The organism is Streptomyces sp. BK79, from assembly GCF_044142145.1.
Classification (GTDB): Bacteria; Actinomycetota; Actinomycetes; order Streptomycetales; family Streptomycetaceae; genus Streptomyces.
Genome location: NZ_JBHVOC010000015.1, coordinates 27,640 through 54,011, shown reverse-complemented (window position 1 = coordinate 54,011; position 26,372 = coordinate 27,640). Strand labels below are relative to the sequence as shown.

Genomic DNA, 26,372 nt, shown 5'->3' with positions numbered 1-26,372 from the left:
TGGAACGGAGGGGTCAGCGCTTGGACTTGGGGTCGAGCGCGTCACGCACCGAGTCGCCGAGGAGGTTGAAGGCGAGTACGAAGATCACCATCGAGACGCCCGGGAAGAGCATGAAGGTGAGGTCCTCGGTGTAGAACTGGGCGCCGCGCTGGATCATGACGCCCCAGTCCGGGGTCGGGTCGATGATGCCGACGCCGAGGAAGGCCAGCCCGGCCTCGGCGGTGACGAACGCCGGGAGCATGAGGGTGGACTGGATGATGATCGGCGTCCACAGGTTGGGCAGCAGTTCCTTGAAGACGATCCGGAACGGGGACGCGCCCGTGACCTTGGCCGCCTCGACGAACTCCCGCTCGCGCAGGCCGAGCACCTGGCCGCGCAGCAGCCGGGCGAGGGACGCCCAGCCGAAGGCCGACAGCACGAGGATCAGCGAGACGGCGCGCAGCGAGGTCGGGACGTTCTCGTCGTCCGCGACGAACAGGCCGTAGACCACCGGCATGAAGGCGATGAAGAAGAGCGTGGACGGGAACGAGAGCAGGATGTCGATGACCCGGCTGACGAAGTAGTCGGTCCTGCCGCCGAGGTAGCCCGCCGTGATGCCCACGACGACGCCGACGACCGCGGTGAGCAGGGTGGCGGCCACCGCGATGCCCAGCGAGGTGCGGATGCCGTACAGCAGGAACGTGAACACGTCCCGGCCGAGCTGCGGCTCGATGCCGAACCAGAACTCGCCGCTCATCCCGCCGTTGGGGCCGGCCGGGTAGGAGAAGGGGTCCAGCAGCTCGGGGCGCTCACTGGCGTAGGTGGTGTACGGGTTCTTGCCGTAGAGCTTGGCTATCAGGGGAGCCGTGAGCGCGATCACGAAGAAGAAGACCACGATGCACGCGGAGACGACGCCCGTCTTGTCACGCTTGAAGCGGGTCCAGGCCAGGCGCCCGGGGGAGCGGCTCTCGCTGCCCCGGGGGGAGGGCGTGGGTGACGTGACGACGCTGTCGTCGGTCACCTCGAGCGGGGCGGCCGCTGATGGAGTGGGGAGGGTCATGGTGCTCCTGGCCCAAGGAGGGGCTGAATGACTCCGCAGGGCGTCCCCCTACGGGCTACGCCGGACTTTTTCAACGCAATTCGTTCAAGGTCAATAAAATCCCGTTCGGCTTGGCTTTCTCTTTACCTTCTTGATCGTTGCTTGGGGGAACCATAGCTACGCGTGTAGCATGCTGTGATCATTCCGTGTCTTAAATAGGGCCAACTGGACTAATCGGTCAAGGTGTTCGTTATGCGGACGCCGGGTCGTCGAAATGTGTACGTCGAGGGTTCGAAATCCAACGGTTCCGCATCGGATGGTGAAGATCCGTTGCGCAGCCGCCTCGAATCCTTCGGTGCGGGTTATGGGTGTCCGCTCCGGCGGCCGTTCCATGACTCGTGGGAGGTTGTGGGGTTCCTCCAAAGGGAGGTATGCGTGTGCGATGTGCACCTTTTGCCCTGATGCTGGCCGGTAATGGATCAGCGGACGAGTCAGCGAACGAGTCGGACGAGTCAGGGCACGAGGAGGCACTCCATGCGCGGAGCCACGCACGCCACATGGGCCGCATGCGCGGCGGCGGTAGTCCTCGCCACAGCGGCCTGCGGAGGCGGGGGCGGGGGTGGAGAGGGCGGCGGAGACGCCGGCGCGGTGCTCAGCTCCTCCTGGGGTGACCCGCAGAACCCGCTGGAGCCGGCCAACACCAACGAGGTGCAGGGCGGCAAGGTGCTCGACATGATCTTCCGGGGGCTGAAGAAGTACGACCCGAAGACCGGCGAGGCGCAGGACATGCTCGCCGAGAAGATCGAGACCACCGACTCGCAGAACTTCACCGTCACCGTCAAGGACGGCTGGACCTTCAGCAACGGCGAGAAGGTCACCGCCCAGTCCTTCGTGGACGCCTGGAACTACGGCGCGAGCCTGAAGAACAACCAGCGCAACGCGTACTTCTTCGCCTACATCGACGGCTACGACAAGGTCCACCCCGAGGACGGGGGCGAGCAGAGCGCCGAGACGCTCTCCGGGCTGAAGGTGACCGGCCCCCTCACCTTCACCGTCAAGCTCAGCCAGAAGTTCTCGACCTTCCCCGACACCCTCGGCTACCCCGCCTTCGCGCCGCTGCCCCGGGCCTTCTTCGACGACCACGACGCCTGGCTGAAGAAGCCCGTCGGCAACGGCCCGTACATGGTGGACAACTACGCCCGCGGCTCCCAGATGTCCCTGCGCACGTGGGAGCAGTACCCCGGGCCGGACAAGGCGGTCAACGGAGGCGTCGACCTCAAGGTCTACACCGACAACAACACCGCCTACACCGACCTGATGGCCGGCAACCTCGACCTCGTCGACGACGTCCCCGCCGCCCAGCTCAAGAACGTCGAGAGCGACCTCGGCGACCGCTACATCAACACCCCGGCCGGCATCATCCAGACGCTCGCGTTCCCGTTCTACGACGACGACTGGAACAAGCCCGGCTCCGAGAAGGTCCGCAAGGGCCTGTCCATGGCGATCGACCGCAAGCAGATCACCGACACGATCTTCCAGCAGACCCGCACCCCGGCCACCGACTGGACCTCGCCCGTCCTCGGCGAGGACGGCGGCTACAAGGCCGGTCTGTGCGGAGAGGCGTGCGAGTTCAAGCCCGACGAGGCCAAGCGGCTGATCAAGGACGGCGGTGGCCTCCCCGGCGGCCAGGTCAAGATCACGTACAACGCCGACACCGGCTCCCACAAGCAGTGGGTCGACGCGGTCTGCAACTCCATCAACAACGCCCTGGACAACGACCGCGCCTGCGTCGGCAACCCGGTCGGCACCTTCGCCGACTTCCGGGGCCAGATCACCGACCGGAAGATGAGCGGTCCCTTCCGGGCCGGCTGGCAGATGGACTACCCCCTCATCCAGAACTTCCTCCAGCCGCTCTACTACACCAACGCCTCCTCCAACGACGGCAAGTGGTCCAGCAAGGAGTTCGACGACCTCGTCGACCAGGCCAACGCCGAGACCGACACCGCCAAGGCCATCGGCCTCTTCCAGCAGGCGGAGGAGGTCCTGAGGGACGAGATGGGGGCCATCCCGCTCTGGTACCAGAACGGCAGCGCCGGCTACTCGGACCGCCTGTCCGACGTGGAGCTCAACCCGTTCAGCGTCCCGGTCTACAACGAGATCAAGGTCGGCTGAGGGGGCGCCATGGGACGCTACGTCGTCCGGCGGCTGCTCCAGATGATCCCGGTCTTCATCGGGGCCACGCTGCTGATCTTCCTGATGGTCAACGTGATGGGCGACCCCATCGCGGGCCTCTGCGGCGACCGGGAGTGCGACCCGGCGACCGCCGCCCGGCTGCGGCACGAGTTCGGCCTCGACCAGCCCGTGTGGCAGCAGTACCTGACCTACATGGGCAACGTCTTCACCGGCGACTTCGGCACCGCCTTCAACGGCCAGCCGGTCACCGAGCTGATGGGCACGGCGTTCCCGGTGACCATCCGGCTCACCCTCATCGCCGTCCTCTTCGAGATCGTCGTCGGCATCGTCCTCGGCGTCGTCACCGGCCTGCGCCGCGGGCGGCCCGTCGACACCGGCGTCCTGCTGCTCACGCTGGTGGTCATCTCCGTCCCCACTTTCGTCACCGGCCTCCTCCTCCAGCTGCTGCTCGGCGTCAAGTGGGGCTGGATCGACCCGGCCGTCTCCTCCGAGGCGGCCTTCGGCGAGCTGATCGTCCCCGGCCTGGTCCTCGCCTCGGTGTCGCTGGCGTACGTCACCCGGCTGACCCGTACCTCCATCGCGGAGAACCGGCGCTCCGACTACGTCCGCACCGCCATCGCCAAGGGCCTGCCGCGCCGCCGGGTCGTCACCCGGCACCTGCTGCGCAACTCCCTCATCCCCGTCGTCACCTTCATCGGCACCGACATCGGCGCCCTGATGGGCGGGGCCATCGTCACCGAGCGGATCTTCAACATCCACGGCGTCGGCTACCAGCTCTACCAGGGCATCCTGCGCCAGAACACCCAGACCGTCGTCGGCTTCGTCACCGTCCTGGTCCTCGTCTTCCTCCTCGCCAACCTCCTCGTCGACCTCCTGTACGCCGTACTCGACCCGAGGATCCGCTATGCCTGAACAGGAGCCCTACGAGCCCGAACGTGTCATCGCCGGCACCGGCATGGGCGGGACGATGGACCTGGGCGCGAGCGAGGCGGTGACCCTGGAGAAGGCACCGGGCCCGGACGGGGGCAGCCCCCAGGACAAGCCCCGCAGCCTGTGGTCCGACGCCTGGCACGACCTGCGCCGCAACCCCGTCTTCATCCTCTCCGCCCTGGTGATCCTCTTCCTGATCGTCATCTCGGTCTGGCCGTCCCTGATCACCTCCGGCAGCCCCCTCAAGTGCGACCTGGCCAAGGCCCAGGAAGGCTCCCAGTCCGGCCACCCGTTCGGCTTCAACGGCCAGGGCTGCGACGTCTACACCCGCACCGTCTACGGCGCCCGTACGTCGGTGGCGGTCGGCGTCCTCGCCACGCTCGGCGTCGCCGTCCTCGGCAGCGTCCTCGGCGGCCTCGCCGGCTTCTTCGGCGGCGCGGGGGACGCGGTCCTGTCCCGCATCACCGACGTCTTCTTCGCGATCCCGGTGGTCCTGGGCGGTCTCGTCCTGCTCTCCGTCATCACCAGCAACACGGTCTGGCCGGTCATCGGCTTCATCGTGCTGCTCGGCTGGCCGCAGATCTCCCGCATCGCCCGCGGTTCCGTCATCACCGCCAAGCAGAACGACTACGTCCAGGCCGCCCGTGCGCTGGGCGCCTCCAACTCCCGGCTCCTGCTGCGCCACATCGCGCCCAACGCCGTCGCCCCCGTCATCGTCGTGGCGACCATCGCGCTCGGCACCTACATCTCCCTGGAGGCGACCCTGTCCTTCCTCGGCGTCGGCCTCAAGCCGCCCAGCGTCTCCTGGGGCATCGACATCTCCGCCGCCGCCCCCTACGTCCGCAACGCCCCGCACGCCCTGCTCTGGCCCTCCGGAGCCCTCGCCCTCACCGTCCTCGCGTTCATCATGCTCGGCGACGCGGTGCGCGACGCCCTCGACCCGAAGCTGAGGTGAGCCGCCGCATGCTGCTCGAAGTGCGCGACCTGCACGTGGAGTTCCACACCCGGGACGGCGTCGCCAAGGCCGTCAACGGCGTCAGCTACGGCGTCGACGCGGGCGAGACCCTGGCCGTCCTCGGCGAGTCGGGCTCCGGCAAGTCCGTCACCGCGCAGACGGTCATGGGCATCCTCGACGTGCCGCCGGGCCGCGTCACCGCCGGGGAGATCCTCTTCGAGGGCCGGGACCTGCTGAAGCTCAAGGAGGAGGAACGCCGCAAGGTGCGCGGCGCCGAGATGGCGATGATCTTCCAGGACGCGCTGTCCTCGCTCAATCCCGTCCTCACCGTCGGCGACCAGCTCGGCGAGATGTTCACCGTGCACCGCGGCATGTCCCGCAAGGACGCCCGGGCCAAGGCCGTGGAGCTGATGGACCGCGTCCGCATCCCGGCCGCGAATGAGCGGGTGCGGCAGTACCCGCACCAGTTCTCCGGCGGCATGCGCCAGCGGATCATGATCGCCATGGCGATGGCCCTGGAGCCCAAGCTGATCATCGCCGACGAACCGACCACCGCCCTCGACGTCACCGTCCAGGCCCAGGTCATGGACCTCCTCGCGGAACTCCAGCGCGAACTGCGCATGGGCCTGATCCTCATCACCCACGACCTGGGCGTGGTCGCCGACGTGGCCGACAAGATCGCCGTCATGTACGCGGGCCGGATCATCGAGACGGCCCCCGTCCACGACATCTACAAGGCGCCCGCCCACCCGTACACCCGGGGCCTGCTGGAGTCGATCCCGCGCCTGGACCACAAGGGCCGGGAGCTGTACGCCATCAAGGGCCTGCCGCCCAACCTCACCCGCATCCCGCCCGGCTGCGCCTTCCACCCGCGCTGCCCGATGGCCCAGGACGTCTGCCGCACCGACGTACCGCCCCTCTACGACGTGACGGAGACCGGCGCGCGGCGGGGCAGCGCCTGCCACTTCTGGAGGGAGTGCCTGCATGGCTGAGCCGATCCTTCAGGTCAGGGGCCTCGTCAAGCACTACCCGCTGACCACCGGCATCCTCTTCAAGAAGCAGGTCGGCGCCGTCAAGGCCGTCGACGGCGTCGACTTCGACCTGGACCGCGGGGAAACCCTCGGCATCGTCGGCGAGTCCGGCTGCGGCAAGTCCACGGTCGCCAAGATGCTGGTCAGCCTGGAGAAGCCGACGGCCGGCGAGATCCGCTACAAGGGCGAGGACATCACCCGGCTGTCCGGCCGCGCGCTCAAGGCCGTACGCCGCAACATCCAGATGGTCTTCCAGGACCCCTACACCTCCCTCAACCCCCGCATGACGGTCGGCGACATCATCGGCGAGGCGTACGAGATCCACCCGGAGGTGGCGCCGAAGGGCGACCGGCGGGCACGGGTCCAGCACCTGCTGGACGTGGTCGGCCTCAACCCGGAGTACATCAACCGCTACCCCCACCAGTTCTCCGGCGGGCAGCGCCAGCGCATCGGCATCGCCCGCGGCCTCGCCCTGCGCCCGGAGATCATCGTCGCGGACGAGCCGGTCTCCGCCCTCGACGTGTCCGTGCAGGCCCAGGTGATCAACCTGATGGGCCGCCTCCAGGACGAGTTCGACCTGTCCTACATCTTCATCGCGCACGACCTGTCGATCGTGCGGCACATCTCGGACCGGGTCGGCGTGATGTACCTGGGCCGCATCGTGGAGACCGGCAGGGACGCCGAGATCTACGACCACCCGACGCACCCCTACACCCAGGCGCTGCTGTCCGCCGTGCCCGTCCCCGACCCGCAGGCCCGGGAACACCGCGAGCGGATCATCCTGACCGGCGACGTGCCGTCCCCGACGAACATCCCCTCCGGCTGCCGCTTCCGCACCCGCTGCTGGAAGGCGCGGGAGCGCTGCGCCCTGGAGGTCCCGGCGCTCGCGGTGCCCGCCGAGTTCCGGCACACCACCGGTCCCGCCGCCCACGACTCGGCGTGCCACTTCGCGGAGGAGAAGCGGGTCGTGCCGCCCGAGAAGGAGTCCGGGACGGACCCCGGGACGGACGCGGACGGCGCCGGGAACGGCAGCGGGCCGGGGTGACATGGCGCTCCCCGGCCCGCTAACGGCACCCGCACGGCCGTACGCTGAACAGCGTGCCCGGTCCGTATATCGGTACCGCTTCGGTGAAGTTGCCCGCGTGTTAAAGCGGTCGGGGCGTGCGGGTGACGTCAGGTCAGGGCCCGCTTGAGGAAGTCCACCTGGAGCCGCAGCAGGTTCTCCGCGACCGACTCCTGCGGGGTCATGTGCGTGACGCCGGACAGCGGCAGCACCTCGTGCGGGCGGCCGGCGGCCAGCAGGGCCGAGGACAGGCGCAGCGAGTGGGCGACCACCACGTTGTCGTCCGCGAGCCCGTGGATGATCATCATGGGCCGGTGCGGCTCGGCGGCGTCCACCAGGCCGGCGTCGTCGATCACCGAGTTGCGGCGGTAGACCTCCGGCTGCTCGCCGGGGTGACCGATGTACCGCTCCTGGTAGTGGGTGTCGTAGAGCCGCAGGTCGGTGACCGGGGCGCCGACGACGGCGGCGTGGAAGACGTCCGGCCGGCGCAGGACGGCCAGCGCCGCCAGGTACCCGCCGAAGGACCAGCCGCGGACGGCGACGCGGTTCAGGTCCAGCGGGAAGTCGGCGGCGAGGGCCTGGAGCGCGTCCACCTGGTCCTGGAGCACGACGGCGGCCACGTCGTCCTTGATGGCCTTCTCCCAGGCCGGGGACCGTCCCGGTGTGCCCCGCCCGTCGGCGACGACCACGGCGAACCCCTGGTCGGCGAACCACTGCGAGGTGAGGTGGGCGTTGTGCGCCGCCACCACGCGCTGGCCGTGCGGGCCACCGTACGGGTCCATGAGGACCGGCAGGGGGGTGTCACCGTGGTAGTCCGTTGGCATAAGCACGGCGCACGGGACACGGCGTGCGCCCCCCTGGGTGAGCGTCACGCGCGGGGACAAATCGGGGTCTTCGGCGTGCGAGGCCACCGTCGCCACCGCCTTGCCGTCCCGCAGAACCCGCACCCGCGCACCCGGCCGGCCGAGCGTGGCGGACACGAGAACGGTCACGTCCCCGGCGCGGACCGCCGAGTGCACGCCCGGCTCCCGCGACAGGCGCTCCACGCCGAGTTCGTTCACCCGGTACACGTGCACCTCGCCGGTCTCCGGCTCGGCGGCCTCCTCGCCCGCCGAGGCGGAAACCAGCACGTCGTCGTCCGAGACGTCCAGGACCGCGCGCACATGCAGCAGGGCTCCGGTGAGCGGACGTTCGCCGACGGCCAGCACCCGCGCGCCCCCCTCGTCGGCGACGCGCACGAGCTGCCCGGAGGGGCTCCAGCAGGGCACACCGGGGAAGAGTTCCAGCCAAGTTGGATCTTCGTCGGCGTGCACCATCCGGGTCGTCCCCGAGGTGGTGTCCACGGCCAGGAACAACTGGCTGCGCTGGTCGCGCGCCTGGACGAGAAGGAGCGGCGCACCCGCCGCTGACCAGTGCACTCGCGCCAGATACGGATACCGGGCCCGGTCCCAGAGAACCTCCGTGCGCCCCCCGTCCAGCCCGACCAGGAACAGCCGTACGTCGGCGTTGGCGGTGCCCGCCGCCGGGTAGGGGACGTGTTGTGGATCACGTTCGGGGTGGGCCGGGTCGGAGATCCACCACCGGCTCACCGGCGTGTCGTCCACGCGTGCCACCAGCAGTCGGTCCGACTCCGGGCTCCACCAGAAGCCCCGGACGCGGCCCATCTCCTCGGCGGCGATGAACTCGGCGAGACCGTAGGTGACGCCTTCCTCCTCCGCCTCGGCCAGCGCCCTGTCCCCGTCGCCCTCGGCGCCCACGACCCGCAGGGCGCCCCCGGCGGCGTAGGCGATGTGGCGGCCGTCGGGGGAGGGGCGCGGGTCGATCACCGGCCCCGGGACGGGCAGTTCGCGCGCCGTGCCGGCCCGCAGCTCGGCCGCGAAGAGCCGCCCGGACAGGGCGAAGGACGCCAGCTCGACGGCGGCGTCGGTGGCGTACCCGACGATGCCGGCGCCGCCCTCGCGGCTGCGCTCGCGCCGCGCCCGTTCCTCCGGCGACAGGTGCTCCTCGGCGCCGCCCAGGAGGGCGCGCGGGTCGGCCGCCACGCGCTCCGCGCCCTCCTCGACGTCGAGGACCCACAGGGAGTTGGCCCGGTCCGTACCGGTGCCGGAGCGCAGGAAGGCGACCCGTGAACCGTCGGGCGCCACGGTGAACGAACGCGGCGCGCCGAGCGTGAACCGCTGGGTGCGGGCGTGCCGTTTGGGGAAGGAGTCGGACTCGGTCGTCATGCCCTGACCATATTGGCCATGCGCCCCCTTGTGCGGCCGTGCGCCGAGAGATGCGCGCGCACGGATAGTTATGATCACTAGCGCAGAGTGGGTACCAACCAGGTGCCCGTCGCGTGGATTTATCTGCCCCGAGGTTCGACCGCGTCCTACTGCGTCCGACCCCCCCATGTCCCTGGGCTTATAGGAGGTGAGCCGCCGTGGCACTCTCGATCTCGGCGGTTGTGCTGCTGGCGATCATCGTCTTCCTGCTGGTCAAGAAGTCGGGCCTGAAGGCGGGGCACGCGGTCGTGTGCATGCTGCTCGGCTTCTACCTGGCCTCCTCGACCGTCGCGCCCACGATCAGTGAGCTGACGACGAACATCGCGGGGATGATCGGCAGCATCAACTTCTGACGGACGGGCCGGCGCCTTCGGGCGTCCGGGGCCGCCTCGCTCCCTCGGTGGTGTGGCACCTCGGCGAGGTCCCCCGGACGGTCTCCCTCGTTACGGGGACGGGCGCGCGGCCTCATAGGGTGGGGCTCATGACGGAACTCCCCGCCCGGCGTCTGCTGCTGGTGCACGCGCACCCGGACGACGAGTCGATCAACAACGGCGTCACCATGGCCAGGTACGCGGCCGAGGGCGTCCACGTGACCCTGGTGACCTGCACCCTCGGCGAGCGGGGCGAGGTCGTCCCGCCCGAGCTGGCCCACCTGAGCGGGCCCGCGCTGGGCGGGCACCGCCGGGAGGAACTGGCGGCCGCGATGCGCGCGCTCGGCGTCGACGACGTCCGGCTGCTGGGCGGACCGGGGCGGTTCGCCGACTCCGGGATGATGGGCCTGCCCGACAACGACGACCCGGGCTGCCTGTGGCAGGCCGACGTCGACCGGGCCGCCGGCCTCCTCGTCGAGGTGATCCGCGAGGTGCGCCCCCAGGTCCTCGTCACCTACGACCCCGACGGCGGATACGGACACCCCGATCACATCCAGACCCACCGCATCGCCATGAGGGCGGTGGAGCTGGCGGCCGAGGAGGGGTGCCCGGTCGACAAGGTCTACTGGAACCGGGTGCCGCGCACCGTCGCCGAGGACGCCTTCGCCCGCCTGGGCGACGAACTGCCCGGCCTGCCCTTCGACAAGGCGGCCGGCCTCGAGGACGTGCCGGGCGTGGTGGAGGACGAGCTGATCACCACCGAGATCCGCGGCGAGGGCTTCACCCACGCCGCCAAGGCCGCCGCCATGCGCGCGCACGCCACCCAGATCACCGTCGCCGAGCCGTACTTCGCCCTCTCGAACGACCTGGCCCAGCCGCTGTTCACCACCGAGTACTACCAACTGGTGCGCGGCGAGCGCGCGGCGGACGGGCGCGAGAGCGACCTGTTCGCCGGGCTCGGCGTCGAGGAGGCGTCGTGAGCGGCCGTACCGAGCCGGCCTCGGCCCTGGCCCGGCCGTTGCGCGCGCCGTCCCTCGGGCGGGCCGCCCTCTACCTCGGGCTCTTCGTTCTCGGGGCCGTGGCCGGGGTGGCCGGAGCGCTGCTCCAGCCGGCGTGGTTCCCGGGCGGGCTGCTGCTCGCGCTGGCCGCGGAGGCGGGCCTGTGCGTCGGCGCGGGCCGGGCCGTGGGCCGCCGCGGCGGTGCCGTCGCCCCCGCCGCGGGCTGGGCGCTCGTCGTGGTCCTGCTCACCACCAGCCGCCCGGAGGGCGACTTCCTCTTCGCCGCCGGCAGCGGCTCCTATCTCTTCCTGCTCGGCGGGATCGCCATCGCTGTGATGTGCGCCACCCTCGCGCCGCTGCGGCAACCGGACGGCGGCCCCGGCCGACTTCGCAAGTGACGTACTGCTTCGCCGCGGCCCCCGCGTGCGAGTCCGGTGTGGGTTTCCCCGGCGGTCACGGGATACGCGCGAGAAGTGGCCAGTATGGTGGTGCGCGCCGCCGGGCCGCCCGCTTTCTGGTGTGCCGGGCGGCGGAGCCAACCGGGAGAACCTGCCTTGAGTCGTGAAACTGACAGTCCGTCCTCCGGGCCCCACGGGCGCGGCGGAGCCGCATACCCCTCGGGCACCCCGCCCTACGGGACGCCCGCGGCTTCCGACGCCGGTGCGGACGCGGGCCGTTCGGCCTCGCGGCCGGAGGAGCGCAAGACCGAGACGACGCTGACGACCCGGATCCGGATCAACATCCCCGGATCGCGGCCCATCCCGCCGGTCGTCGTGCGCAAGCCCGTCGCGGACGCCGAGGACGACTCCTCCGGCGCCGTGAGCGACGAGCGGCCCGCGCCGGGCTCCGCCGCGCCCTCGGGCGCCGCCGAGGCTCCCGCCGAGCCCGCCCAGCCGGCCGACGACAAGCCGACCAGCGACTGGTTCGCGCCGCGCAGGTCCGGCCCGGCCAAGGGTGCTCAGGGCGGCGGCTCCGCGGGCGGCGCCGGCGCGCCGGGCGGTTCGGGAGCGGCGGCCGGTGCGCAGGGCGCGCCCGGCGCGGGGCCCGCGGGCCCGGGCGCCGGTACCCCCGGTGCCGGTGCCGGTGCGCGACCGGGCGGCGGGAGTGGCCGTCCCGGTGGCGTCGTCGGCTCCATGAGCGTGCCGGGCGGCTCCCGGCCCGGACCCGGCGGCGGCGCCGGACGCTCCGGCGCGACGGGCGGACCCGTGGCGCCCGGTCACGGTGGCGGCACCGGCTCCTTCGACGTGACCGAGGCCCTGGCGGGAGGCCCGCTGGGCAACGGCGGCACCGGCAACGGCACCCGCCCGGGCGCCGACGCGGGCGAGCCGCGCCGCGACGACCTGCCGTACGCCGGCGGGAGCGGCCAGGGCGGTCACGACGACCGGACCGCGGGCCCCGGCGGCGCGCACAGCGGCCCCAACGGGCAGTCCCCGTACGGCGTCCAGGGCGGCCCCGCGGGCCCGACGGGCGGCCCGGTCACCGGCGACAGCCCGCTGGCGCCACCGCCGGCCGGCGGTCTCGGCGTACCCGGGATGCCCGGCGCGCCGGGCGGACAGCGCGGCCCCGGCCCGGGCGGCCTGCGCGGCCCCGGCGCTCCGGCCGCTCCCGGCAGGCCCCAGGCCCCCGGCGCCGCCCACGGCGGTCCCGGCGGCGGGCTCAGTGACGACACCGCGATCCTCACCCCGCAGAAGCCCGTACCCGGGCCCGGCGCCCCCGGCCACGGCAACCCGGACAACGTCTCCGGCAACACCGTCACCAGCGGCATCCCCGTCGTGCCGACCGACCGGAACGCGCCTTTCCAGGGCGGGCCCGGCGACGGTCCGCTGTCGCAGACGCCCCCCAAGCTGCCCGAGCCGGTCTCCACGCCCCCGGCGAGCTCCGCCAAGCCCGCCAAGAAGAAGGGGCGCGGCAAGCTCCCGCTGCTCGTCGGCGGCCTGGTCGTGATCGCCGGTGTCACCTACGGCGCCGGCCTGCTCATGAACCGCTCCGACGTGCCCAAGGGCACCACCGTGCTCGGCGTCGACATCGGCGGCGGCACCCGCGACGACGCCGTCGAGAAGCTGGACGACGTCCTGGGTGCCCGCGCGGGCAAGCCGCTCAAGCTGACGGTGGGCGGCGAGACCGTCTCCCTGAAGCCGGACCAGGCGGGGCTCCAGCTCGACGCGCAGGCCACGGCCAGCGCGGCGGCGAAGAGCGACTACAACCCGGTCTCCGTGTTCGGCACCCTCTTCGGCCAGAAGCGGGTCGTCGACCCGGTCATGCCCGTCGACGAGGAGAAGCTGCACGCCGCCCTCCAGGACGCCGCCGGCGGGGCCGGGTCGGTGACCGAGGGAACCATCAGGTTCGAGTCCGGCAAGGCCGTGCCCGTGTACGGCAAGGCGGGCAAGGGCATCGACGTCGCCAGGTCGACCGAGGCCGTCCGGGCCGCGTACCGCGCGCAGGTGGAGACGGGCACCGCCACCCCGGTGAACGTGCCGACGACCACTCAGCAGCCCACGGTCTCCAAGGCCGAGGTCGACCGGATGATGAAGGAGTTCGCCGAACCGGCGATGTCCGCCAACGTCACCGTGCGGACCGACGCCGCGCACTCCGTCCCGATGAGCCCCGAGAAGTCCCTGTGGAAGTTCCTGAAGGTCACGGCCGTCAACGGCAAGCTGGTCGACAAGCCCGACCTGAAGGCCCTCGAGGACCTCTACGGCGGGGCGTTCGACGGCGTGCTCATCACCCGGGCCAACGGTGAGAAGACGCCCGTCACCCCGCAGGACGTCTACGGCGCCCTGCGCCAGGCCCTGAGGAGCAGCACCGACCGCGTCGCGGTCATCGAGACCGACCCGAGCTGACGCCCCGGAACGAGGGGGGCGCCCGGCGACCGCCGGGCGCCCCCCTCGTCGGCTCAGTTGAGCATCGCGCGAGCCGCCCGCGCCTCGCCGCGCACCTGCTCCGCCACCGCCTCGTCCACCGCCCCCACGACCTCGGCGTACGCCTCCAACTCCCCGGCCCCGGCCGTGAACTCGCCCCGCTGCACCAGCAGCCGCGCCCGCTCGTACCGCAGGCGCGCCGCGTGCGCCGGCAGCAGCAGGGCCAGCTCGATCGCCCACAACCCGACGTCCGACCGTTCCGGCCGGGCCGCCGCCCACGCCCGGATGTTGTTCAGGACGCGCGTCACCACATCCAGCGGCGCCGCCGGCTCCAGCATCGAGGGGCTCAGCCCCGCCCCCGTGGCCCCGGCGACCAGCAGGTCCGCGTCGCCGCCGTCGAGGACCCGCCCTCCGTCGAACGGATCGGCGAGCACCCGCTCCTCCTGGGGCCCCGACTCGGACCCGAACCCGACCACGAAGTGCCCCGGCAGCGCCACGCCGTACACCGGGGCCCCCGCCCGCCGGGCCACCTCCAGCCACACCACCGACAGCATGATCGGCAGCCCGCGCCGGCGCCGCAGCACCTCGTGCAGCAACGACGACTCCAGCCGCCGGTAGTCCGCGGCGAGGCCGTGGAACCCGTACCGCTCACCCAGCAGGTCCCGCAGCGCCACCGCCCAGGCCCGCGGCGTGCCCGGCCGGAACGGCACCTGCCCGGCCAGCCGGTCCAGCTCCATCTGCGCGGCGTCCAGACCGTCCTCGTCCAGCGCCCCGTCCGCCTGGGCGCCCAGCAGCAGGCACAGCGTGGACAGATCGGGCCGCTCGGACCTGGCCTCGTCGGCGAATCGCCGGCGCACCTCGGCGGAACGTTCCGCCGACGGGGGGTACGGGGGATGAGGATGACGCATGGCTGACTCGTGCCCTTTCACGGCGATCGGTCACCGGCCGCCCCGGTGCTCGCGGGCTCCCGGTAGTGGTGGTACGCGTGGTGCGCGGCGAAGCCCATCCCGGCGTACAGCGCCCGCGCCGCCGCGTTGTCCGTCTCGACCTGGAGCCACGCCGCCGACGCGCCCTCGTCGAGCGCCCGCCGGGCCAGCGCGGCCATCACGGCGGTCGCCAGGCCCCGGCGCCGCTGCTCCGGATCGACCTCGACGGCCGCGAAGGAGGCCCACCGCCCGTCCACGACACACCGGCCGATCGCGGCCGGGGCGCCCGCCTTCGCGCCGGGCACCGTCGCGAACCACACCGACGGCCCCGAGGCCAGCACGCGCAGGGCCACGTCACTCACCCCCTTGCGCCCGTACCGCGCCAGCCACGCCTCGTCCGCCTCCCGGGACAGGACCACACCGGTGCCCTCCGCCAGGTCGGCGACCGGTGCCAGGGCCCCGGTCCACACCTCGGCCGTCACCTCCCGCACCCAGCCCCGCCGCTCCAGCTCCGCGCCCAGCAGCTCCTGCGTGCCCTCGGCCCCGGTGGCGGTCTGGACGTACGCGGGCAGGCCCCGCTCGCCGTACCAGCGCCGTACGGCGGCCAGCGCCTCGTCGAGCGGCAGCCCCGGATCACCCAGCGGCAGCACGGAGTTGGCGCGCCGCGTGAACCCGGCCGCCGCCCGCAGCTCCCACGCGCCGAGCCACTCGCTCTCCACCGGCCGCCAGGCCCGTGCGGCGACCCGCGCCAGTTCCTCGTAGGACGCCGAGGGGCCGCGTCGGCGCGCCGGGGCGGCGGGCACGACCTTGCCCGCGACCAGCGACGACTCGGCAACACGGACGCTCTCGCCACTCTTCCGTGTGATCAGCAGCACACCGTTGTTCCATGATGTGAGAACACCGACCGTGTCGGTGAACTTCTCAGCCGTGTCACTAGGCTCGTTCAAGCGCCGGACGGAGACTCGTTTGCCCACGTCAGCAGCGGTAATGCGGACCTCGAGACGTCCGGCGGCAGAGATTTCCACGGGTCGGTCCACCCCTCCTGTTCGGATCATGCCCGAGAACGGAGATACTAGGGGCGGGCATCGACGACGCCGCGCTCCCGCGCGCCAGGCGGCGGAGCCTGAGGAGGCCCGCCAGCGCCCTATCGAGGAGGAACGACAGCGTGACCTACGTCATCGCGCAGCCTTGTGTCGACGTGAAGGACAAGGCGTGCATCGAGGAGTGCCCGGTCGACTGCATCTACGAGGGCCAGCGGTCCTTGTACATCCACCCGGACGAATGCGTCGACTGTGGTGCCTGTGAGCCGGTCTGCCCGGTCGAGGCGATCTTCTACGAGGACGACACTCCGGAGGAGTGGAAGGACTACTACAAGGCGAACGTCGAGTTCTTCGACGAGCTCGGCTCGCCCGGTGGTGCCAGCAAGCTGGGGCTGATCGAGCGCGACCACCCCTTCGTCGCCGCGCTGCCGCCGCAGAACCAGTAAGAGCGGCCCGCACACCCGCGCCGCCTCGGTCCCGTACGGCCTGATCGCCCCCGATCGGCGCCGCACGGGACCGAGGCGTTTGCCGTACCGACGAAAGTGAGCCAGTAACCGTGTCCGCAGTCTCCGACCGCCTTCCGACCTTCCCCTGGGACAAGCTGGAGCCGTACAAGAAGACGGCCGCCGCGCACCCGGACGGCATCGTCGACCTCTCCGTCGGCACCCCGGTCGACCCGGTCCCCGAGCTGATCCAGAAGGCCCTGGTCGACGCGGCGGACTCCCCGGGCTACCCGACGGTCTGGGGCACACCGGCACTGCGCGACGCGATCACCGGCTGGGTCGAACGCCGCCTGGGCGCCCGCGACGTCACCCACCGCCACGTCCTGCCCGTCGTCGGCTCCAAGGAACTCGTCGCCTGGCTCCCGACCCAGCTGGGCCTCGGCCCCGGCGACCGGGTCGCCTTCCCCCGCCTGGCCTACCCGACGTACGAGGTCGGCGCCCGGCTGGCCCGCGCGGAGTACGAGGCGTACGACGACCCGACGTCGCTGGACCCGGCGGGGCTGCGCCTCCTGTGGCTCAACTCGCCGTCGAACCCGACCGGCCAGGTGCTGTCCAAGGACGAGCTGACCCGGATCGTGGCCTGGGCCCGCGAGCACGGCGTCCTCGTCGTCTCCGACGAGTGCTACCTGGAGCTGGGCTGGGAGGCCGACCCGGTGTCCGTCCTGCACCCGGACGTCAACGGCGGCTCGTACGACGGCCTGGTCGCCGTCCACTCGCTCTCCAAGCGCTCCAACCTGGCCGGTTACCGCGCGGCCTTCCTGGCCGGTGACCCGGCGGTCCTGGGCCCGCTCTTGGAGATCCGCAAGCACGGCGGCATGATGACGTCGGCGCCGACGCAGGCGGCCGTGGTGGCGGCCCTCGGCGACGACGAGCACGTCCGCGTCCAGCGCGAGCGCTACGCGGCCCGCCGCGCGGCCCTGCGCGAGGCCCTGCTCGGCCACGGCTTCCGCATCGAGCACAGCGAGGCCAGCCTCTACCTGTGGGCCACCCGCGACGAGTCCTGCTGGGACACGGTGGCCCACCTGGCCGAGCGCGGCATCCTGGTGGCACCGGGCGACTTCTACGGCCCGGCCGGCCAGAACTTCATCCGCGTCGCCTTCACCGCCACGGACACCCGAGTCGACGCGGCAGTACAACGCCTGACCCCCTGACCCCCGACGTCCCGCCCGACTCCCGCCCGCGCGGCTCCCGCCGGACAGCTCACCCGGCTGGCCGCCTGGCTGGCCGCGGCTGCCCACCCGGGTGTCGCTCGCCTGGCTGGTCGCCCGAGTGTCGCTCGCCTGATTGGTCGCTTGGCTGCCCGCCTGGGCTGGCGGCTTGCCTGGCCGCTTGGCTGTCGCCCGCCTGACTGGCCGCTTGGCTGCTCGCCCGGGTGTCGCTCGCCTGGCCGGTCGCTTGGCTGCTCGCCCGGCTGTCGCCCGCCGGGTTGGCGGCTTGCCTTGCCGCCCGGCTGACGCCCGCCCCCCGGCTGTCGCCCGCCTGACTGACGCCCGCCCACCCGGCCGTCGCCCGCCCACCCGGCCGTCGCCCGCCCGGCTGGCCGCTTGGCTGCCCGCCCGGCTCCCGCCCACCCGGCTGTGGGCAGTCGTTCCGCAGGGCGGAACGGGTGGGCACAGCCCCCGACGCCGGGCCACGGCCAACCCACGCCCACGGCACCGGCGTAAGTCCTCCGCACCGGGCGTCAGCCCCCCGCACCGGCGTAAGCCCACCGACGCGGGCACGCAAAAGGCGACGGGGCCCGGGGAAGAACCCCGGACCCCGCCACCGCACCGCACCGCACAAGCCCGGCGCTCAGCCGACCGGCAGCCCCTGCACCGGCAGCCCACCCGCGCCCAGCGCGTCCGTCGGCAGCCCACCCTTCGTGGCCGTCTGCGCCGTGTCACCGACGATGTCCCCGGCGGAACCCGCCGCGTCACCGGCGGTCTTCTGCGCCACCGGCGTGGTCTTCTTGACGACCGAGCCGCCGGTCTTGCCCGCGGCCGGGACGGTCTTCTTGACCGCCTTGCTGCCCGTGTCGCCCGCGGTCTCGGTGACGTTCTGGGCCGCGGCGTCGACGGTGTTGCCCACGTTCGCACCGTCCAGGGCGGTCAGCCCTCCGAGGTTCGGGGCGGCGGGCAGTTCGGGAGCCGCGCTGGCGGAGCCGGCCGCACCGACCCCGGCAGCCGCCCCCGCAGCGACGAGCAGCGCGGCACGGGCGATCCGGCGGGTCAGGGGGAGGGACATGATGCTCCTTCGACGGAAGTCAACGATGAGTGATCCGACCGTGCCCGGCGGTTGATCGTCCGGGCTCGGACGCAGTGACTACCGCTCGAAGGGCGCGAAGGTTGCGGCGGTCCAACGTAAAGAGTTGGTAATGCGTCGCATTATCAGGTGCACAGAAAAACGGGCAAAACGGAGCCGGTCCGAAAGTCTGCCGAATCCTTACAGCCCTTGATATTCCTGGGCTTCGCCGGATGCGGCGCGAGGGGCGGGATAAGGCACGCACCGCGTCGATCCGCCACCCGCGCGGGTAACTCCCAGGAGTGAACGCTCGTACGGGTGGGCGCTACCGCGCGGACGTGATCCGGACCGCTCCCGCGCCCCGCTCGGCACCACCGTCACCACCGGCACCACCGGAACTGCCGGATCCCGTGGGATGCCACTCGCTGTCGGTGCTGCCCGCGGTCCACTCCCGGCCCGCGTAGGCGACCCGTTCGATGCGCAGCGAGGAGGCGTTGGCCACCGCCCAGTGCGCGAGCTGCCAGCCGCGCCGTTCCAGGTCCTCGCCGGAGACCGCTTCCGCGTCCGCGTCCGGTGCCGAGCCGGCGGTGACGGGCAGCGTCACGGTCCGCCCGTCGGACTCGTCCACGGCACCCGTGGCCGGGGAGGGGGGCGGCGAGGCCCCGCGGGCCGCCGCCCCGTCGTCCACCACCGCGCCGATCGGCTGGAGCACGTCGCGCCCGAAGTCCCGCACGAGCGCCGCGCGGATCGCGTGCGGCCCCTTGGCGGGGGTTTCGTCCGTACCGTCGGCGGGTGCCGTACCGGGGAGCCCCTCGCAGGTCAGCGTCGCCGCCGACCGTCCGGTGAGCGCGGCGGCGAGCAGCGCGGCGTCCGGCTCGTGCTTGGCGTACGCGTCCGGGAAGGCGCTGCGCTGCACGCGCTGGGCGGCGTCCGTCAGCGGGAGGTCCGTGTAGCCGGGCACCTCGACCAGGTGGTCGTAGAACATGCCCGCCGAGTACGCCGGGTCCATGATCTCCTCCGGCTCGCCCCAGCCCTGCGAGGGGCGCTGCTGGAACAGGCCGAGCGAGTCGCGGTCGCCGTAGTCGATGTTGCGTAGCGAGGACTCCTGCAGGGCGGTCGCCAGCGCGATCGTCACCGCCCGTTCCGGCAGGTCGCGCGCGGTGCCCACGGCGGTGATGGCCGCCGCGTTCACCGCCTGCTCCGGCGTGAACTCGTAGCTCGTCCGGTCGTCCCCGTCCGAGACCACCTTGCACCCGGGCGCGCCCCCGGTGACGTACTGCACCGCGAGGTAACCGGCGACCGCGAGCAGGACCGCGAAGGCCGCCCCGGAGCGGAGAAGGCGGCCACGGCGTTTGCGGGTTGGCGACGGCTGAAGCACGCGTTACAAGGTACTGGAGGGTAGGGAGTGGTGTCCGCCTGGTACGGGCAATGCCCGAAAGGGCAGGGGCGTTAGGGTCGGGGCCATGGCCGATACCCCGCTTGACCTCACGCTGGACGCCGCGGAGCTCACCGCGCGGCTCGTCGACTTCCCCTCCGAGAGCGGCACCGAGGAGCCACTGGCGGACGCGATCGAGAGCGCCCTGCGCGCCCTGCCGCACCTGTCGGTCGAGCGGTACGGCAACAACGTGGTGGCCCGCACGAACCTGGGCCGGGCGGAGCGCGTGATCCTGGCCGGTCACATCGACACCGTCCCGATCGCCGGCAACGTCCCCTCCCGGCTGGACGAGGACGGCGTGCTGTGGGGCTGCGGCACCTGCGACATGAAGGCGGGCGTCGCGGTGCAGCTGCGCATCGCGGCCACCGTCCCGGCCCCCAACCGCGACCTGACCTTCGTCTTCTACGACAACGAGGAGGTCGCCGCCGAGCTGAACGGCCTCAAGCACGTCGCCGAGGCGCACCCCGAGTGGCTGGAGGGCGACTTCGCGGTGCTCCTGGAACCCTCCGACGGCCAGGTGGAGGGCGGCTGCCAGGGCACGCTGCGGGTGCTGCTGAGGACGACGGGGGAGCGGGCGCACTCCGCGCGGAGCTGGATGGGCTCCAACGCCATCCACGCCGCCGCCCCGATCCTCGCCCGCCTGGCGGCGTACGAGCCGCGCTACCCGGTGATCGACGGCCTGGAGTACCGCGAGGGCCTGAACGCGGTCGGCATCACGGGCGGGGTCGCGGGCAACGTCATCCCCGACGAGTGCGTGGTCACGGTCAACTTCCGCTACGCCCCCGACCGCAGCCCCGAGGACGCCCTCGCCCACGTGCGGGAGGTCTTCGCGGACTGCGGGGTGGCGGAGTTCGTGGTCGACGACCACAGCGGTGCGGCCCTGCCGGGGCTGTCCCACCCGGCCGCGGCGGCCTTCATCGAGGCGGTGGGCGGCACCCCGCAGCCCAAGTACGGCTGGACGGACGTGTCCCGCTTCTCGGCGCTCGGCGTGCCGGCGGTCAACTACGGCCCCGGCAACCCGCACTTGGCGCACAAGCGCGACGAGCGGGTGGAGACGGCCAAGATCCTGGCGGGGGAGGAGCGCCTGCGGTCCTGGCTGACGACGTGATCCACGGCGGGTTTGGACCGCAGCGTGGCGGACATGCTCAGGTCCCTCGTACGTAACCCGCGTAGATCTACGCTGAGGTGGAAGAACCTGCAACTGGAGGGAGCGCGCATGGCTACCGGCAACCCCGAGGGCAAGAAGCGGCCACCGGAGGAGCAGCGCCTGGGCCCTGTCCTCCGGCGGCGGGGCCAGGTCCAGAAGAGCACCACGGACCAGCGCCTGCTGGACGAGCGCGCTCCGACCGACTGGGTCCACACCGACCCGTGGCGCGTGCTGCGCATCCAGTCGGAGTTCATCGAGGGCTTCGGCACGCTCGCCGAACTCCCGCCCGCCATCAGCGTCTTCGGCTCCGCCCGCACGCCGGCGGACTCACCCGAGTACGACGCCGGCGTCCGGCTCGGGCGCGGCCTGGTGGAGGCGGGCTTCGCGGTCATCACCGGCGGCGGTCCCGGCGCGATGGAGGCGGCCAACAAGGGCGCGCTGGAGGCGAAGGGGACGTCGGTCGGCCTCGGCATCGAGCTGCCCTTCGAGCAGGGGCTCAACCCGTACGTCGACATCGGGCTGAACTTCCGGTACTTCTTCGTCCGCAAGATGATGTTCGTGAAGTACGCGCAGGGCTTCGTGGTCCTGCCCGGCGGTCTCGGCACCCTCGACGAACTCTTCGAAGCCCTCACCCTGGTGCAGACGCAGAAGGTGACCCGCTTCCCCATCGTCCTGTTCGGCGCCGAGTACTGGGGCGGGCTGGTCGACTGGCTGCGCGACACGCTGGTCGCCCAGGGCAAGGCCGCGGAGAAGGACCTGCTCCTCTTCCACGTCACGGACGACGTGGACGAGGCGGTCGCCCTAGTCTCCAAGGAGGCGGGCCGGTAGGCCCGGGCCGGGTGCGCCAGGGGGCAGGGCCCGCCTGACGCACCCGAGCCGGTGGCCGGCCGGGCCGGGCCCGCCCGGCGCACCCGGGCCGGTGGCTAGGCCAGTCCCCGCCTGGCGACGGCGGGCTCCCGGTGGCCCGCGATGGTCGCGACCATGTCCAGCACCTGCCGCGTCTCCGCGACCTCGTGCACCCGGTACACCCGCGCCCCCAGCCACGCGGACACCGCCGTCGTCGCCAGCGTCCCGATCACCCGCTCCTTCACGGGCCGGTCCAGCGTCTCCCCGACGAAGTCCTTGTTGGACAGGGACACCAGCACCGGCCACCCCGTCTCCACCATCTCCCCGAGCCGCCGGGTCGCCTCCAGGCTGTGCCGCGTGTTCTTCCCGAAGTCGTGCCCGGGATCGATCAGCACCGACTCCGGCGGCACCCCCAGCGCCACCGCCCGCTCGGCCAGTCCCAGGGTCACCTGGAGGATGTCGGCCATGACGTCGTCGTACGTCACCCGGTGCGGCCGGGTCCGCGGCTCGGCGCCGCCGGCGTGCGTGCACACCAGCCCCACCCCGTACCGCGCCGCGACCTCCGCGAGCTTGGGGTCGACACCGCCCCAGGCGTCGTTCAGCAGGTCCGCCCCCGCCTCGCACACGGCCTCGCCGACCTCGTGCCGCCAGGTGTCCACGCTGATCACGACGTCCGGGAACCGCCGCCGCACCTCCGCGACGAAGCCCACCGTCCGCCGGGCCTCTTCCTCGGCCGACACCTCGTCCCCGGGACCGGCCTTCACCCCGCCGACGTCGATGATCGCGGCGCCCTCGGCCACCGCCTGCTCCACGCGCGCGAGCGCGGGCTCGTCGCGGAAGGTCGCCCCCTGGTCGTAGAAGGAGTCCGGGGTCCGGTTCACGATCGCCATGATCACCGGTTCGTGCGCCGCGAATTCACGCCTGCCCAGCTTGAGCATCCCGAGCATCCCCTGTGACATCTCCTCGTCCATACCGTTCTCACGTCCCGCCGAATCGAGCCCGGGACCGCGCTTCGACCGCCTGCGGCCCCGACTGTCAGACTCGCATGGCACGATCGGACCCGACACAACCGACTCCGACCCAGTGCCCGGCGCAGTCCGGGAACCGGTTCCGGGACCCGGTTCCGGGACCCGTCCCGGATTCCGGTTCCGATCCCATCAGCCGGGCGATCCGTCGACCGACGCGATCGCCGCACTCGACCCGACCATGGGGGCCCAGCGATGGTCATGTTCCTGTTCCTCGTCGTCGCGCTGGCCGTCGTGGTCGCCGCGGTGACGCTCGCCGTGGTGAGCGGCGGCGACAGCGGCCCGCTGCCCGACGCCGCCCCCGAGCGGCTGCGGGACTCCCTGCCCCCGGACCGTCCGGTGGGCCGCGCGGACGTGGAGCGGCTCCGCTTCCCCCTCGTCGCCCGCGGCTACCGCATGGCGGACGTCGACGACGCCCTCGGCCGCCTCGGCGCCGAACTGGCCGAGCGCGACGCCCGCATCGCCGACCTGGAGTCCGCGCTGGCGGGTGCCCGGGCCGCCGTCGCCCACCAGCACGTCTCCATGGAGAAGCCGTCCCAGGAGGACCAGTGAGCGCCGGGGAGGCCGTCCCGGGCCCGGACGGCGCGCCGCGCTGCCCCTGGGCCCTGTCCACCGCGGACTACGTGACGTACCACGACGAGGAGTGGGGCCGCCCGGTCCACGGCGACGACGCGCTGTACGAGCGGCTGAGTCTGGAGGCCTTCCAGTCCGGCCTGTCCTGGATCACGATCCTGCGCCGCCGCCCGGGCTTCCGTACCGCCTTCGCGGGCTTCGCGATCGCCGAGGTGGCGGCCTTCACCGACGAGGACCGCGACCGACTGCTCGCCGACGCCGGCATCATCCGCAACCGCGCCAAGATCGACGCCACCCTCGCCAACGCGCGCGTGCTGGCCGAGTGGGCCCCCGGCGAGCTGGACGAGCTGATCTGGTCCCACGCCCCCGACCCGGACGGCCGCCCGGCGCCGAAGACCCTCGCCGACGTCCCGGCCGTCACACCGGAGTCCACGGCGCTGTCCAAGGCCCTGAAGAAGCGGGGCCTGCGGTTCGTCGGCCCGACGACGGCGTACGCGCTGATGCAGGCCTGCGGACTGGTCGACGACCACCTGGCGGCGTGCGTGGCCCGCGGGACCCCCTCCGGCGTCTGAGGGGGGCCGAGGGCGGCGCTCGGCCCTCCCGGGCCGCTGGTGACCGGCTCACTTGCCCAGGTAGCGGGGCTTCTCCTTGTCGACGAACGCGCGCACCGCGATCGCGTGGTCCTGCGAGGACCCCGCCCGGGACTGCAGCTCGTCCTCCTTCTCCAGCGTCTCGGCCAGCGAGTGCGTCAGCCCGTACGCCATCGACTCCTTCAGCGCCGCGTACGCCACCGTCGGCCCCTCGGCCAGCGCCCGCGCGGTCCGCTCGGCCTCCGCGCGCAGGTCGGCGGCGGGGACGACCCGGTTGGCGATGCCCAGCTCGTACGCCTCCCGGGCGCCGACGCTGCGCGGGAACAGCAGCAGGTCGGCGGCGCGCCCGGGCCCGACGACGCGCGGCAGCGTCCAGGAGACGCCCGAGTCGGCGGTGAGCGCGACCCCGGCGAAGGACGTGTTGAAGGCCGCGGTGTCCGCGACGATCCGGTAGTCCGCGGCGAGCGCGAAGCCGAAGCCCGCCCCGGCCGCCACGCCGTTCACCGCCGCCACCACCGGCTTCGCGGCCTCCACGAGCGCCCGCACGATCGGGTTGTAGTGCTCGCGCACCGTGCTCATGGTCCGGCCCGAGCCGGTCTCCCGGTCGGCGGCCAGCAGCCCGATGTGCTCCTTGAGATCCTGGCCGACGCAGAACGCCCGCTCCCCGGCCGCGGTCAGCAGGACCGCCCGCACGGCGTCGTCCGCCGCCGCGGAACGCACCGCGTCCCGGAGCGCGACCTTGGTCTCGATGTTCAGCGCGTTCATCGCCTCGGGGCGGTTCAGCGTGATCGTCGCGAGCCCGTCGCTCACCTCGTAGAGCACGGTGTCGGCCATGGATTTCCCCTCCGCGTCGTGGCGTGTGTGGGAGACAGCATGACGGAGATCGCCGGAAGCGGACCGCACGGGGGATGTGACCTGCGTCAAAGAATTCCGGTCCGTAGCCATTCGGCGGAAGTGTGCGAGGGCGCGCAGTATCGCAGTCACATCGCCGAATTGAGTGGTTTTGCTCGCGTGCGTTGCCCAAGCGATGCCGACCGATGTTGGTCATCGGGTCCTGGGATGCGGGATAATGGCTGGGAAGCAATGTGTTCGATGCCGGTGTCGCGCGTCCATGCCGGACTGCGCGTGCCCTCACGGGCCGTCGGCGGTGACGGTGAGCTGGTATCAGGAAGGGGAACGAGCATGGCGGCCATGAAGCCGCGGACGGGCGATGGCCCGCTCGAGGTGACCAAGGAGGGGCGGGGCATCGTCATGCGCGTTCCGCTCGAAGGCGGCGGTCGACTCGTCGTCGAGCTGACCCCCGACGAGGCCGACGCGCTCGGCGACGCCCTCAAGAAGGTCGTCGGCTGACGCGCGAGCGACCACACCCGTTCAGCCGCCCCGGTACCGCGCATGGTGCCGGGGCGGTTGTTTTTCTTTTTTCCCGTTCTCCCGTACGCCCGGAGCGGGGGTCGGAGCGGGGATTCCCCTCGGGGCGCTATCCGATCGGGGCGCCGTCCGGTCGGGGCGCCGTCCGGTCGGGGCGCCGTCCGGTCGGGGCGCCGTCCGGTTCACCGTTTGACGGCGCAGAGCAGCCCGTCGCCCACCGGAAGCAGTGACGGCACCAGTTCCTGGCTCTCGCGCACCGCGCGCAGGAGGTCCCGCAGGCGCAGCACCTCGGTGGGCTGCGGTCCGGAGTCGATGGTCCGGCCGGCGCCGAAGACGCCTTCGAAGGCGACGAGACCTCCGGGGCGCAGCAGGCGCAACGATTCAGCGAGGTAGTCCAGGTACTCCAGACGGTCGCCGTCACAGAAGACGAGGTCGTAGCCGGCGTCCGCGAGCCGGGGCAGCACGTCCAGCGCGCGGCCCGGGATGAAACGGGCCCGGTTGCTGGCGAAGCCCGCGGCCCGGAAGGCCTGACGGGCGAACTGCTGGTGCTCCGGCTCCGGGTCGACCGTGGTCAGGACGCCGTCCGGCCGCATGCCGTGCAGCAGATGGATCCCGGAGACGCCGCAACCGGTGCCGATCTCGGCGACCGCCTTGGCGTCCACGGCGGCGGCGAGCAGTCCCAGCGCGGAGCCCGTGCCCGGGGTCACCGAGCGCAGGCCCGCGTCGCGGGCCCGGTCGCGTGCCCACAGCAGCGCGTCGTCCTCGGCGACAAAGGCGTCGGCGAACGCCCAGCTCGTCTGCCGGTTGCCGGTAATGACCCTCTCCTGTCCCCGTTGTTGCCTCGGCGTGACTGTATCCGTTGGCGTCGGGAACCCGCAGATGGGACCGGTCGTTTAAGAGGAGAGCAAACCAGGGGCCGAGCGGCCGGGACTGCGACCGGGGGGCAGCGAATTGGGCAGGTGCGCCGAGCAAGTGCTGACGCAGCCGTACGAGCCGTGTCAGCCCAGATCAAATTCTC

At 72.3% G+C, this 26,372-nt stretch carries 25 protein-coding genes; 16 read left to right on the top strand and 9 right to left on the bottom strand.

What is annotated here, in order from left to right; all coding sequences use genetic code 11:
• Positions 1-13: 13 nt before the first annotated feature.
• Positions 14-1,039, bottom strand: a complete 1,026-nt coding sequence (locus tag ACFIF2_RS19835) for an ABC transporter permease (protein WP_395574410.1) — start codon at positions 1,037-1,039, stop codon at positions 14-16.
• Positions 1,040-1,552: 513 nt separating this feature from the next.
• Between ACFIF2_RS19835 and ACFIF2_RS19830 the strand changes: the two genes are divergently transcribed.
• From ACFIF2_RS19830 to ACFIF2_RS19810, 5 genes are read left to right on the top strand one after another with little or no spacing between them, the layout of a single operon-like run.
• On the top strand, positions 1,553-3,190 hold the full coding sequence (locus ACFIF2_RS19830) for an ABC transporter substrate-binding protein (protein WP_395574408.1): 1,638 nt from the start codon (positions 1,553-1,555) through the stop codon (positions 3,188-3,190).
• Between the two features lie 9 nt (positions 3,191-3,199).
• Positions 3,200-4,123, top strand: coding sequence for an ABC transporter permease (locus ACFIF2_RS19825; RefSeq protein WP_395574406.1), 924 nt, complete (start codon positions 3,200-3,202; stop codon positions 4,121-4,123).
• Positions 4,116-5,096 (top strand): ABC transporter permease, encoded by a 981-nt coding sequence (locus tag ACFIF2_RS19820; protein ID WP_395574404.1) that lies wholly within the window; start codon positions 4,116-4,118, stop codon positions 5,094-5,096. The genes ACFIF2_RS19825 and ACFIF2_RS19820 overlap by 8 nt, the downstream gene beginning before the upstream one ends.
• Positions 5,097-5,104: 8 nt before the next feature.
• Positions 5,105-6,088, top strand: a complete 984-nt coding sequence (locus tag ACFIF2_RS19815) for an ABC transporter ATP-binding protein (protein ID WP_395574402.1) — start codon at positions 5,105-5,107, stop codon at positions 6,086-6,088.
• A complete protein-coding gene (locus tag ACFIF2_RS19810) occupies positions 6,081-7,172 on the top strand; it encodes an ABC transporter ATP-binding protein (protein ID WP_395574400.1) in 1,092 nt (363 codons plus the stop codon). Before ACFIF2_RS19815 ends, ACFIF2_RS19810 begins: the two co-directional genes overlap by 8 nt.
• 128 nt (positions 7,173-7,300) lie before the next feature.
• Here ACFIF2_RS19810 and ACFIF2_RS19805 read toward each other — a convergent pair whose 3' ends face one another.
• A complete protein-coding gene (locus ACFIF2_RS19805) occupies positions 7,301-9,415 on the bottom strand; it encodes a prolyl oligopeptidase family serine peptidase (protein WP_395574398.1) in 2,115 nt (704 codons plus the stop codon).
• A 197-nt stretch (positions 9,416-9,612) separates the two neighbouring features.
• Between ACFIF2_RS19805 and ACFIF2_RS19800 the strand changes: the two genes are divergently transcribed.
• The 4 genes from ACFIF2_RS19800 (at position 9,613) to ACFIF2_RS19785 (ending at position 13,663) form a co-directional block, all read left to right on the top strand.
• A complete protein-coding gene (locus tag ACFIF2_RS19800; protein WP_029393692.1) occupies positions 9,613-9,807 on the top strand; it encodes a hypothetical protein in 195 nt (64 codons plus the stop codon).
• Positions 9,808-9,935: 128 nt separating this feature from the next.
• Positions 9,936-10,805: an N-acetyl-1-D-myo-inositol-2-amino-2-deoxy-alpha-D-glucopyranoside deacetylase gene (mshB, locus tag ACFIF2_RS19795; RefSeq protein ID WP_395574396.1), complete on the top strand. Its 870-nt coding sequence runs from the start codon at positions 9,936-9,938 to the stop codon at positions 10,803-10,805.
• Positions 10,802-11,221, top strand: a complete 420-nt coding sequence (locus ACFIF2_RS19790) for a DUF6113 family protein (RefSeq protein ID WP_395574394.1) — start codon at positions 10,802-10,804, stop codon at positions 11,219-11,221. Before mshB ends, ACFIF2_RS19790 begins: the two co-directional genes overlap by 4 nt.
• A gap of 156 nt (positions 11,222-11,377) precedes the next feature.
• Positions 11,378-13,663 (top strand): hypothetical protein, encoded by a 2,286-nt coding sequence (locus ACFIF2_RS19785; RefSeq protein ID WP_395574392.1) that lies wholly within the window; start codon positions 11,378-11,380, stop codon positions 13,661-13,663.
• A gap of 53 nt (positions 13,664-13,716) precedes the next feature.
• On the opposite strand, the gene ACFIF2_RS19780 is transcribed toward ACFIF2_RS19785, so the two are convergent.
• Both ACFIF2_RS19780 and ACFIF2_RS19775 read right to left on the bottom strand, forming a co-directional pair.
• Positions 13,717-14,589 (bottom strand): transglutaminase-like domain-containing protein, encoded by an 873-nt coding sequence (locus ACFIF2_RS19780; RefSeq protein WP_395574390.1) that lies wholly within the window; start codon positions 14,587-14,589, stop codon positions 13,717-13,719.
• A 17-nt stretch (positions 14,590-14,606) separates the two neighbouring features.
• Positions 14,607-15,632 (bottom strand): GNAT family N-acetyltransferase, encoded by a 1,026-nt coding sequence (locus tag ACFIF2_RS19775; protein ID WP_395574388.1) that lies wholly within the window; start codon positions 15,630-15,632, stop codon positions 14,607-14,609.
• Between the two features lie 140 nt (positions 15,633-15,772).
• Here ACFIF2_RS19775 and fdxA point away from each other — a divergent pair, with 140 nt between their 5' ends.
• Both fdxA and ACFIF2_RS19765 read left to right on the top strand, forming a co-directional pair.
• Entirely contained in the window at positions 15,773-16,093 is a 321-nt protein-coding gene (gene fdxA, locus ACFIF2_RS19770; protein ID WP_003973842.1) for a ferredoxin, read from the top strand.
• A 110-nt stretch (positions 16,094-16,203) separates the two neighbouring features.
• Positions 16,204-17,301: a bifunctional succinyldiaminopimelate transaminase/glutamate-prephenate aminotransferase gene (locus ACFIF2_RS19765; RefSeq protein ID WP_395574386.1), complete on the top strand. Its 1,098-nt coding sequence runs from the start codon at positions 16,204-16,206 to the stop codon at positions 17,299-17,301.
• 640 nt (positions 17,302-17,941) lie between these two features.
• Here ACFIF2_RS19765 and ACFIF2_RS19760 read toward each other — a convergent pair.
• On the bottom strand, positions 17,942-18,373 hold the full coding sequence (locus tag ACFIF2_RS19760; protein ID WP_395574384.1) for an ATP-binding protein: 432 nt from the start codon (positions 18,371-18,373) through the stop codon (positions 17,942-17,944).
• A 322-nt stretch (positions 18,374-18,695) separates the two neighbouring features.
• Positions 18,696-19,748 (bottom strand): heavy metal transporter, encoded by a 1,053-nt coding sequence (locus tag ACFIF2_RS19755; RefSeq protein ID WP_395574382.1) that lies wholly within the window; start codon positions 19,746-19,748, stop codon positions 18,696-18,698.
• An 85-nt stretch (positions 19,749-19,833) separates the two neighbouring features.
• Between ACFIF2_RS19755 and dapE the strand changes: the two genes are divergently transcribed.
• A complete protein-coding gene (gene dapE / locus ACFIF2_RS19750; protein WP_395574380.1) occupies positions 19,834-20,913 on the top strand; it encodes a succinyl-diaminopimelate desuccinylase in 1,080 nt (359 codons plus the stop codon).
• Positions 20,914-21,021: 108 nt separating this feature from the next.
• Positions 21,022-21,780: a TIGR00730 family Rossman fold protein gene (locus ACFIF2_RS19745; RefSeq protein WP_395574378.1), complete on the top strand. Its 759-nt coding sequence runs from the start codon at positions 21,022-21,024 to the stop codon at positions 21,778-21,780.
• 95 nt (positions 21,781-21,875) lie between these two features.
• Here the strand turns inward: ACFIF2_RS19745 and folP are convergent, their stop codons facing one another.
• Entirely contained in the window at positions 21,876-22,736 is an 861-nt protein-coding gene (folP, locus tag ACFIF2_RS19740; RefSeq protein ID WP_395574648.1) for a dihydropteroate synthase, read from the bottom strand.
• Positions 22,737-23,018: 282 nt separating this feature from the next.
• Here folP and ACFIF2_RS19735 point away from each other — a divergent pair, with 282 nt between their 5' ends.
• The gene (locus tag ACFIF2_RS19735; RefSeq protein ID WP_395574376.1) at positions 23,019-23,375 is read left to right on the top strand and encodes a DivIVA domain-containing protein; all 357 of its coding nucleotides are present in this window, start codon (positions 23,019-23,021) and stop codon (positions 23,373-23,375) included.
• Positions 23,372-23,968, top strand: coding sequence for a DNA-3-methyladenine glycosylase I (locus tag ACFIF2_RS19730; protein ID WP_395574374.1), 597 nt, complete (start codon positions 23,372-23,374; stop codon positions 23,966-23,968). Before ACFIF2_RS19735 ends, ACFIF2_RS19730 begins: the two co-directional genes overlap by 4 nt.
• Positions 23,969-24,016: 48 nt before the next feature.
• Here the strand turns inward: ACFIF2_RS19730 and ACFIF2_RS19725 are convergent, their stop codons facing one another.
• Positions 24,017-24,820 carry an enoyl-CoA hydratase/isomerase family protein gene (locus ACFIF2_RS19725; RefSeq protein ID WP_395574372.1) on the bottom strand — a complete coding sequence of 268 codons (804 nt, stop codon included), beginning with the start codon at positions 24,818-24,820 and terminating at the stop codon, positions 24,017-24,019.
• Positions 24,821-25,168: 348 nt separating this feature from the next.
• Here ACFIF2_RS19725 and ACFIF2_RS19720 point away from each other — a divergent pair, with 348 nt between their 5' ends.
• Positions 25,169-25,336, top strand: a complete 168-nt coding sequence (locus tag ACFIF2_RS19720) for a DUF3117 domain-containing protein (RefSeq protein ID WP_003966491.1) — start codon at positions 25,169-25,171, stop codon at positions 25,334-25,336.
• 200 nt (positions 25,337-25,536) lie between these two features.
• Here ACFIF2_RS19720 and ACFIF2_RS19715 read toward each other — a convergent pair whose 3' ends face one another.
• Positions 25,537-26,235 (bottom strand): O-methyltransferase, encoded by a 699-nt coding sequence (locus ACFIF2_RS19715; RefSeq protein WP_395574647.1) that lies wholly within the window; start codon positions 26,233-26,235, stop codon positions 25,537-25,539.
• Positions 26,236-26,372: the final 137 nt, after the last annotated feature.

Excerpts from the sequence above, each read along its gene's own strand:
- ACFIF2_RS19805 (WP_395574398.1), bottom strand. The coding sequence starts at position 9,415 with ATGACGACCGAGTCCGACTCCTTCCCCAAACGGCACGCCCGCACCCAG.
- ACFIF2_RS19820 (WP_395574404.1), top strand. The coding sequence starts at position 4,116 with ATGCCTGAACAGGAGCCCTACGAGCCCGAACGTGTCATCGCCGGCACC.
- ACFIF2_RS19735 (WP_395574376.1), top strand. The coding sequence starts at position 23,019 with ATGGTCATGTTCCTGTTCCTCGTCGTCGCGCTGGCCGTCGTGGTCGCC.
- ACFIF2_RS19810 (WP_395574400.1), top strand. The coding sequence starts at position 6,081 with ATGGCTGAGCCGATCCTTCAGGTCAGGGGCCTCGTCAAGCACTACCCG.
- ACFIF2_RS19725 (WP_395574372.1), bottom strand. The coding sequence starts at position 24,820 with ATGGCCGACACCGTGCTCTACGAGGTGAGCGACGGGCTCGCGACGATC.
- mshB (WP_395574396.1), top strand. The coding sequence starts at position 9,936 with ATGACGGAACTCCCCGCCCGGCGTCTGCTGCTGGTGCACGCGCACCCG.
- ACFIF2_RS19825 (WP_395574406.1), top strand. The coding sequence starts at position 3,200 with ATGGGACGCTACGTCGTCCGGCGGCTGCTCCAGATGATCCCGGTCTTC.
- ACFIF2_RS19760 (WP_395574384.1), bottom strand. The coding sequence starts at position 18,373 with ATGTCCCTCCCCCTGACCCGCCGGATCGCCCGTGCCGCGCTGCTCGTC.
- ACFIF2_RS19835 (WP_395574410.1), bottom strand. The coding sequence starts at position 1,039 with ATGACCCTCCCCACTCCATCAGCGGCCGCCCCGCTCGAGGTGACCGAC.
- ACFIF2_RS19780 (WP_395574390.1), bottom strand. The coding sequence starts at position 14,589 with ATGCGTCATCCTCATCCCCCGTACCCCCCGTCGGCGGAACGTTCCGCC.
- dapE (WP_395574380.1), top strand. The coding sequence starts at position 19,834 with ATGGCCGATACCCCGCTTGACCTCACGCTGGACGCCGCGGAGCTCACC.
- ACFIF2_RS19745 (WP_395574378.1), top strand. The coding sequence starts at position 21,022 with ATGGCTACCGGCAACCCCGAGGGCAAGAAGCGGCCACCGGAGGAGCAG.
- ACFIF2_RS19815 (WP_395574402.1), top strand. The coding sequence starts at position 5,105 with ATGCTGCTCGAAGTGCGCGACCTGCACGTGGAGTTCCACACCCGGGAC.
- ACFIF2_RS19720 (WP_003966491.1), top strand. The coding sequence starts at position 25,169 with ATGGCGGCCATGAAGCCGCGGACGGGCGATGGCCCGCTCGAGGTGACC.
- folP (WP_395574648.1), bottom strand. The coding sequence starts at position 22,736 with ATGCTCAAGCTGGGCAGGCGTGAATTCGCGGCGCACGAACCGGTGATC.
- ACFIF2_RS19830 (WP_395574408.1), top strand. The coding sequence starts at position 1,553 with ATGCGCGGAGCCACGCACGCCACATGGGCCGCATGCGCGGCGGCGGTA.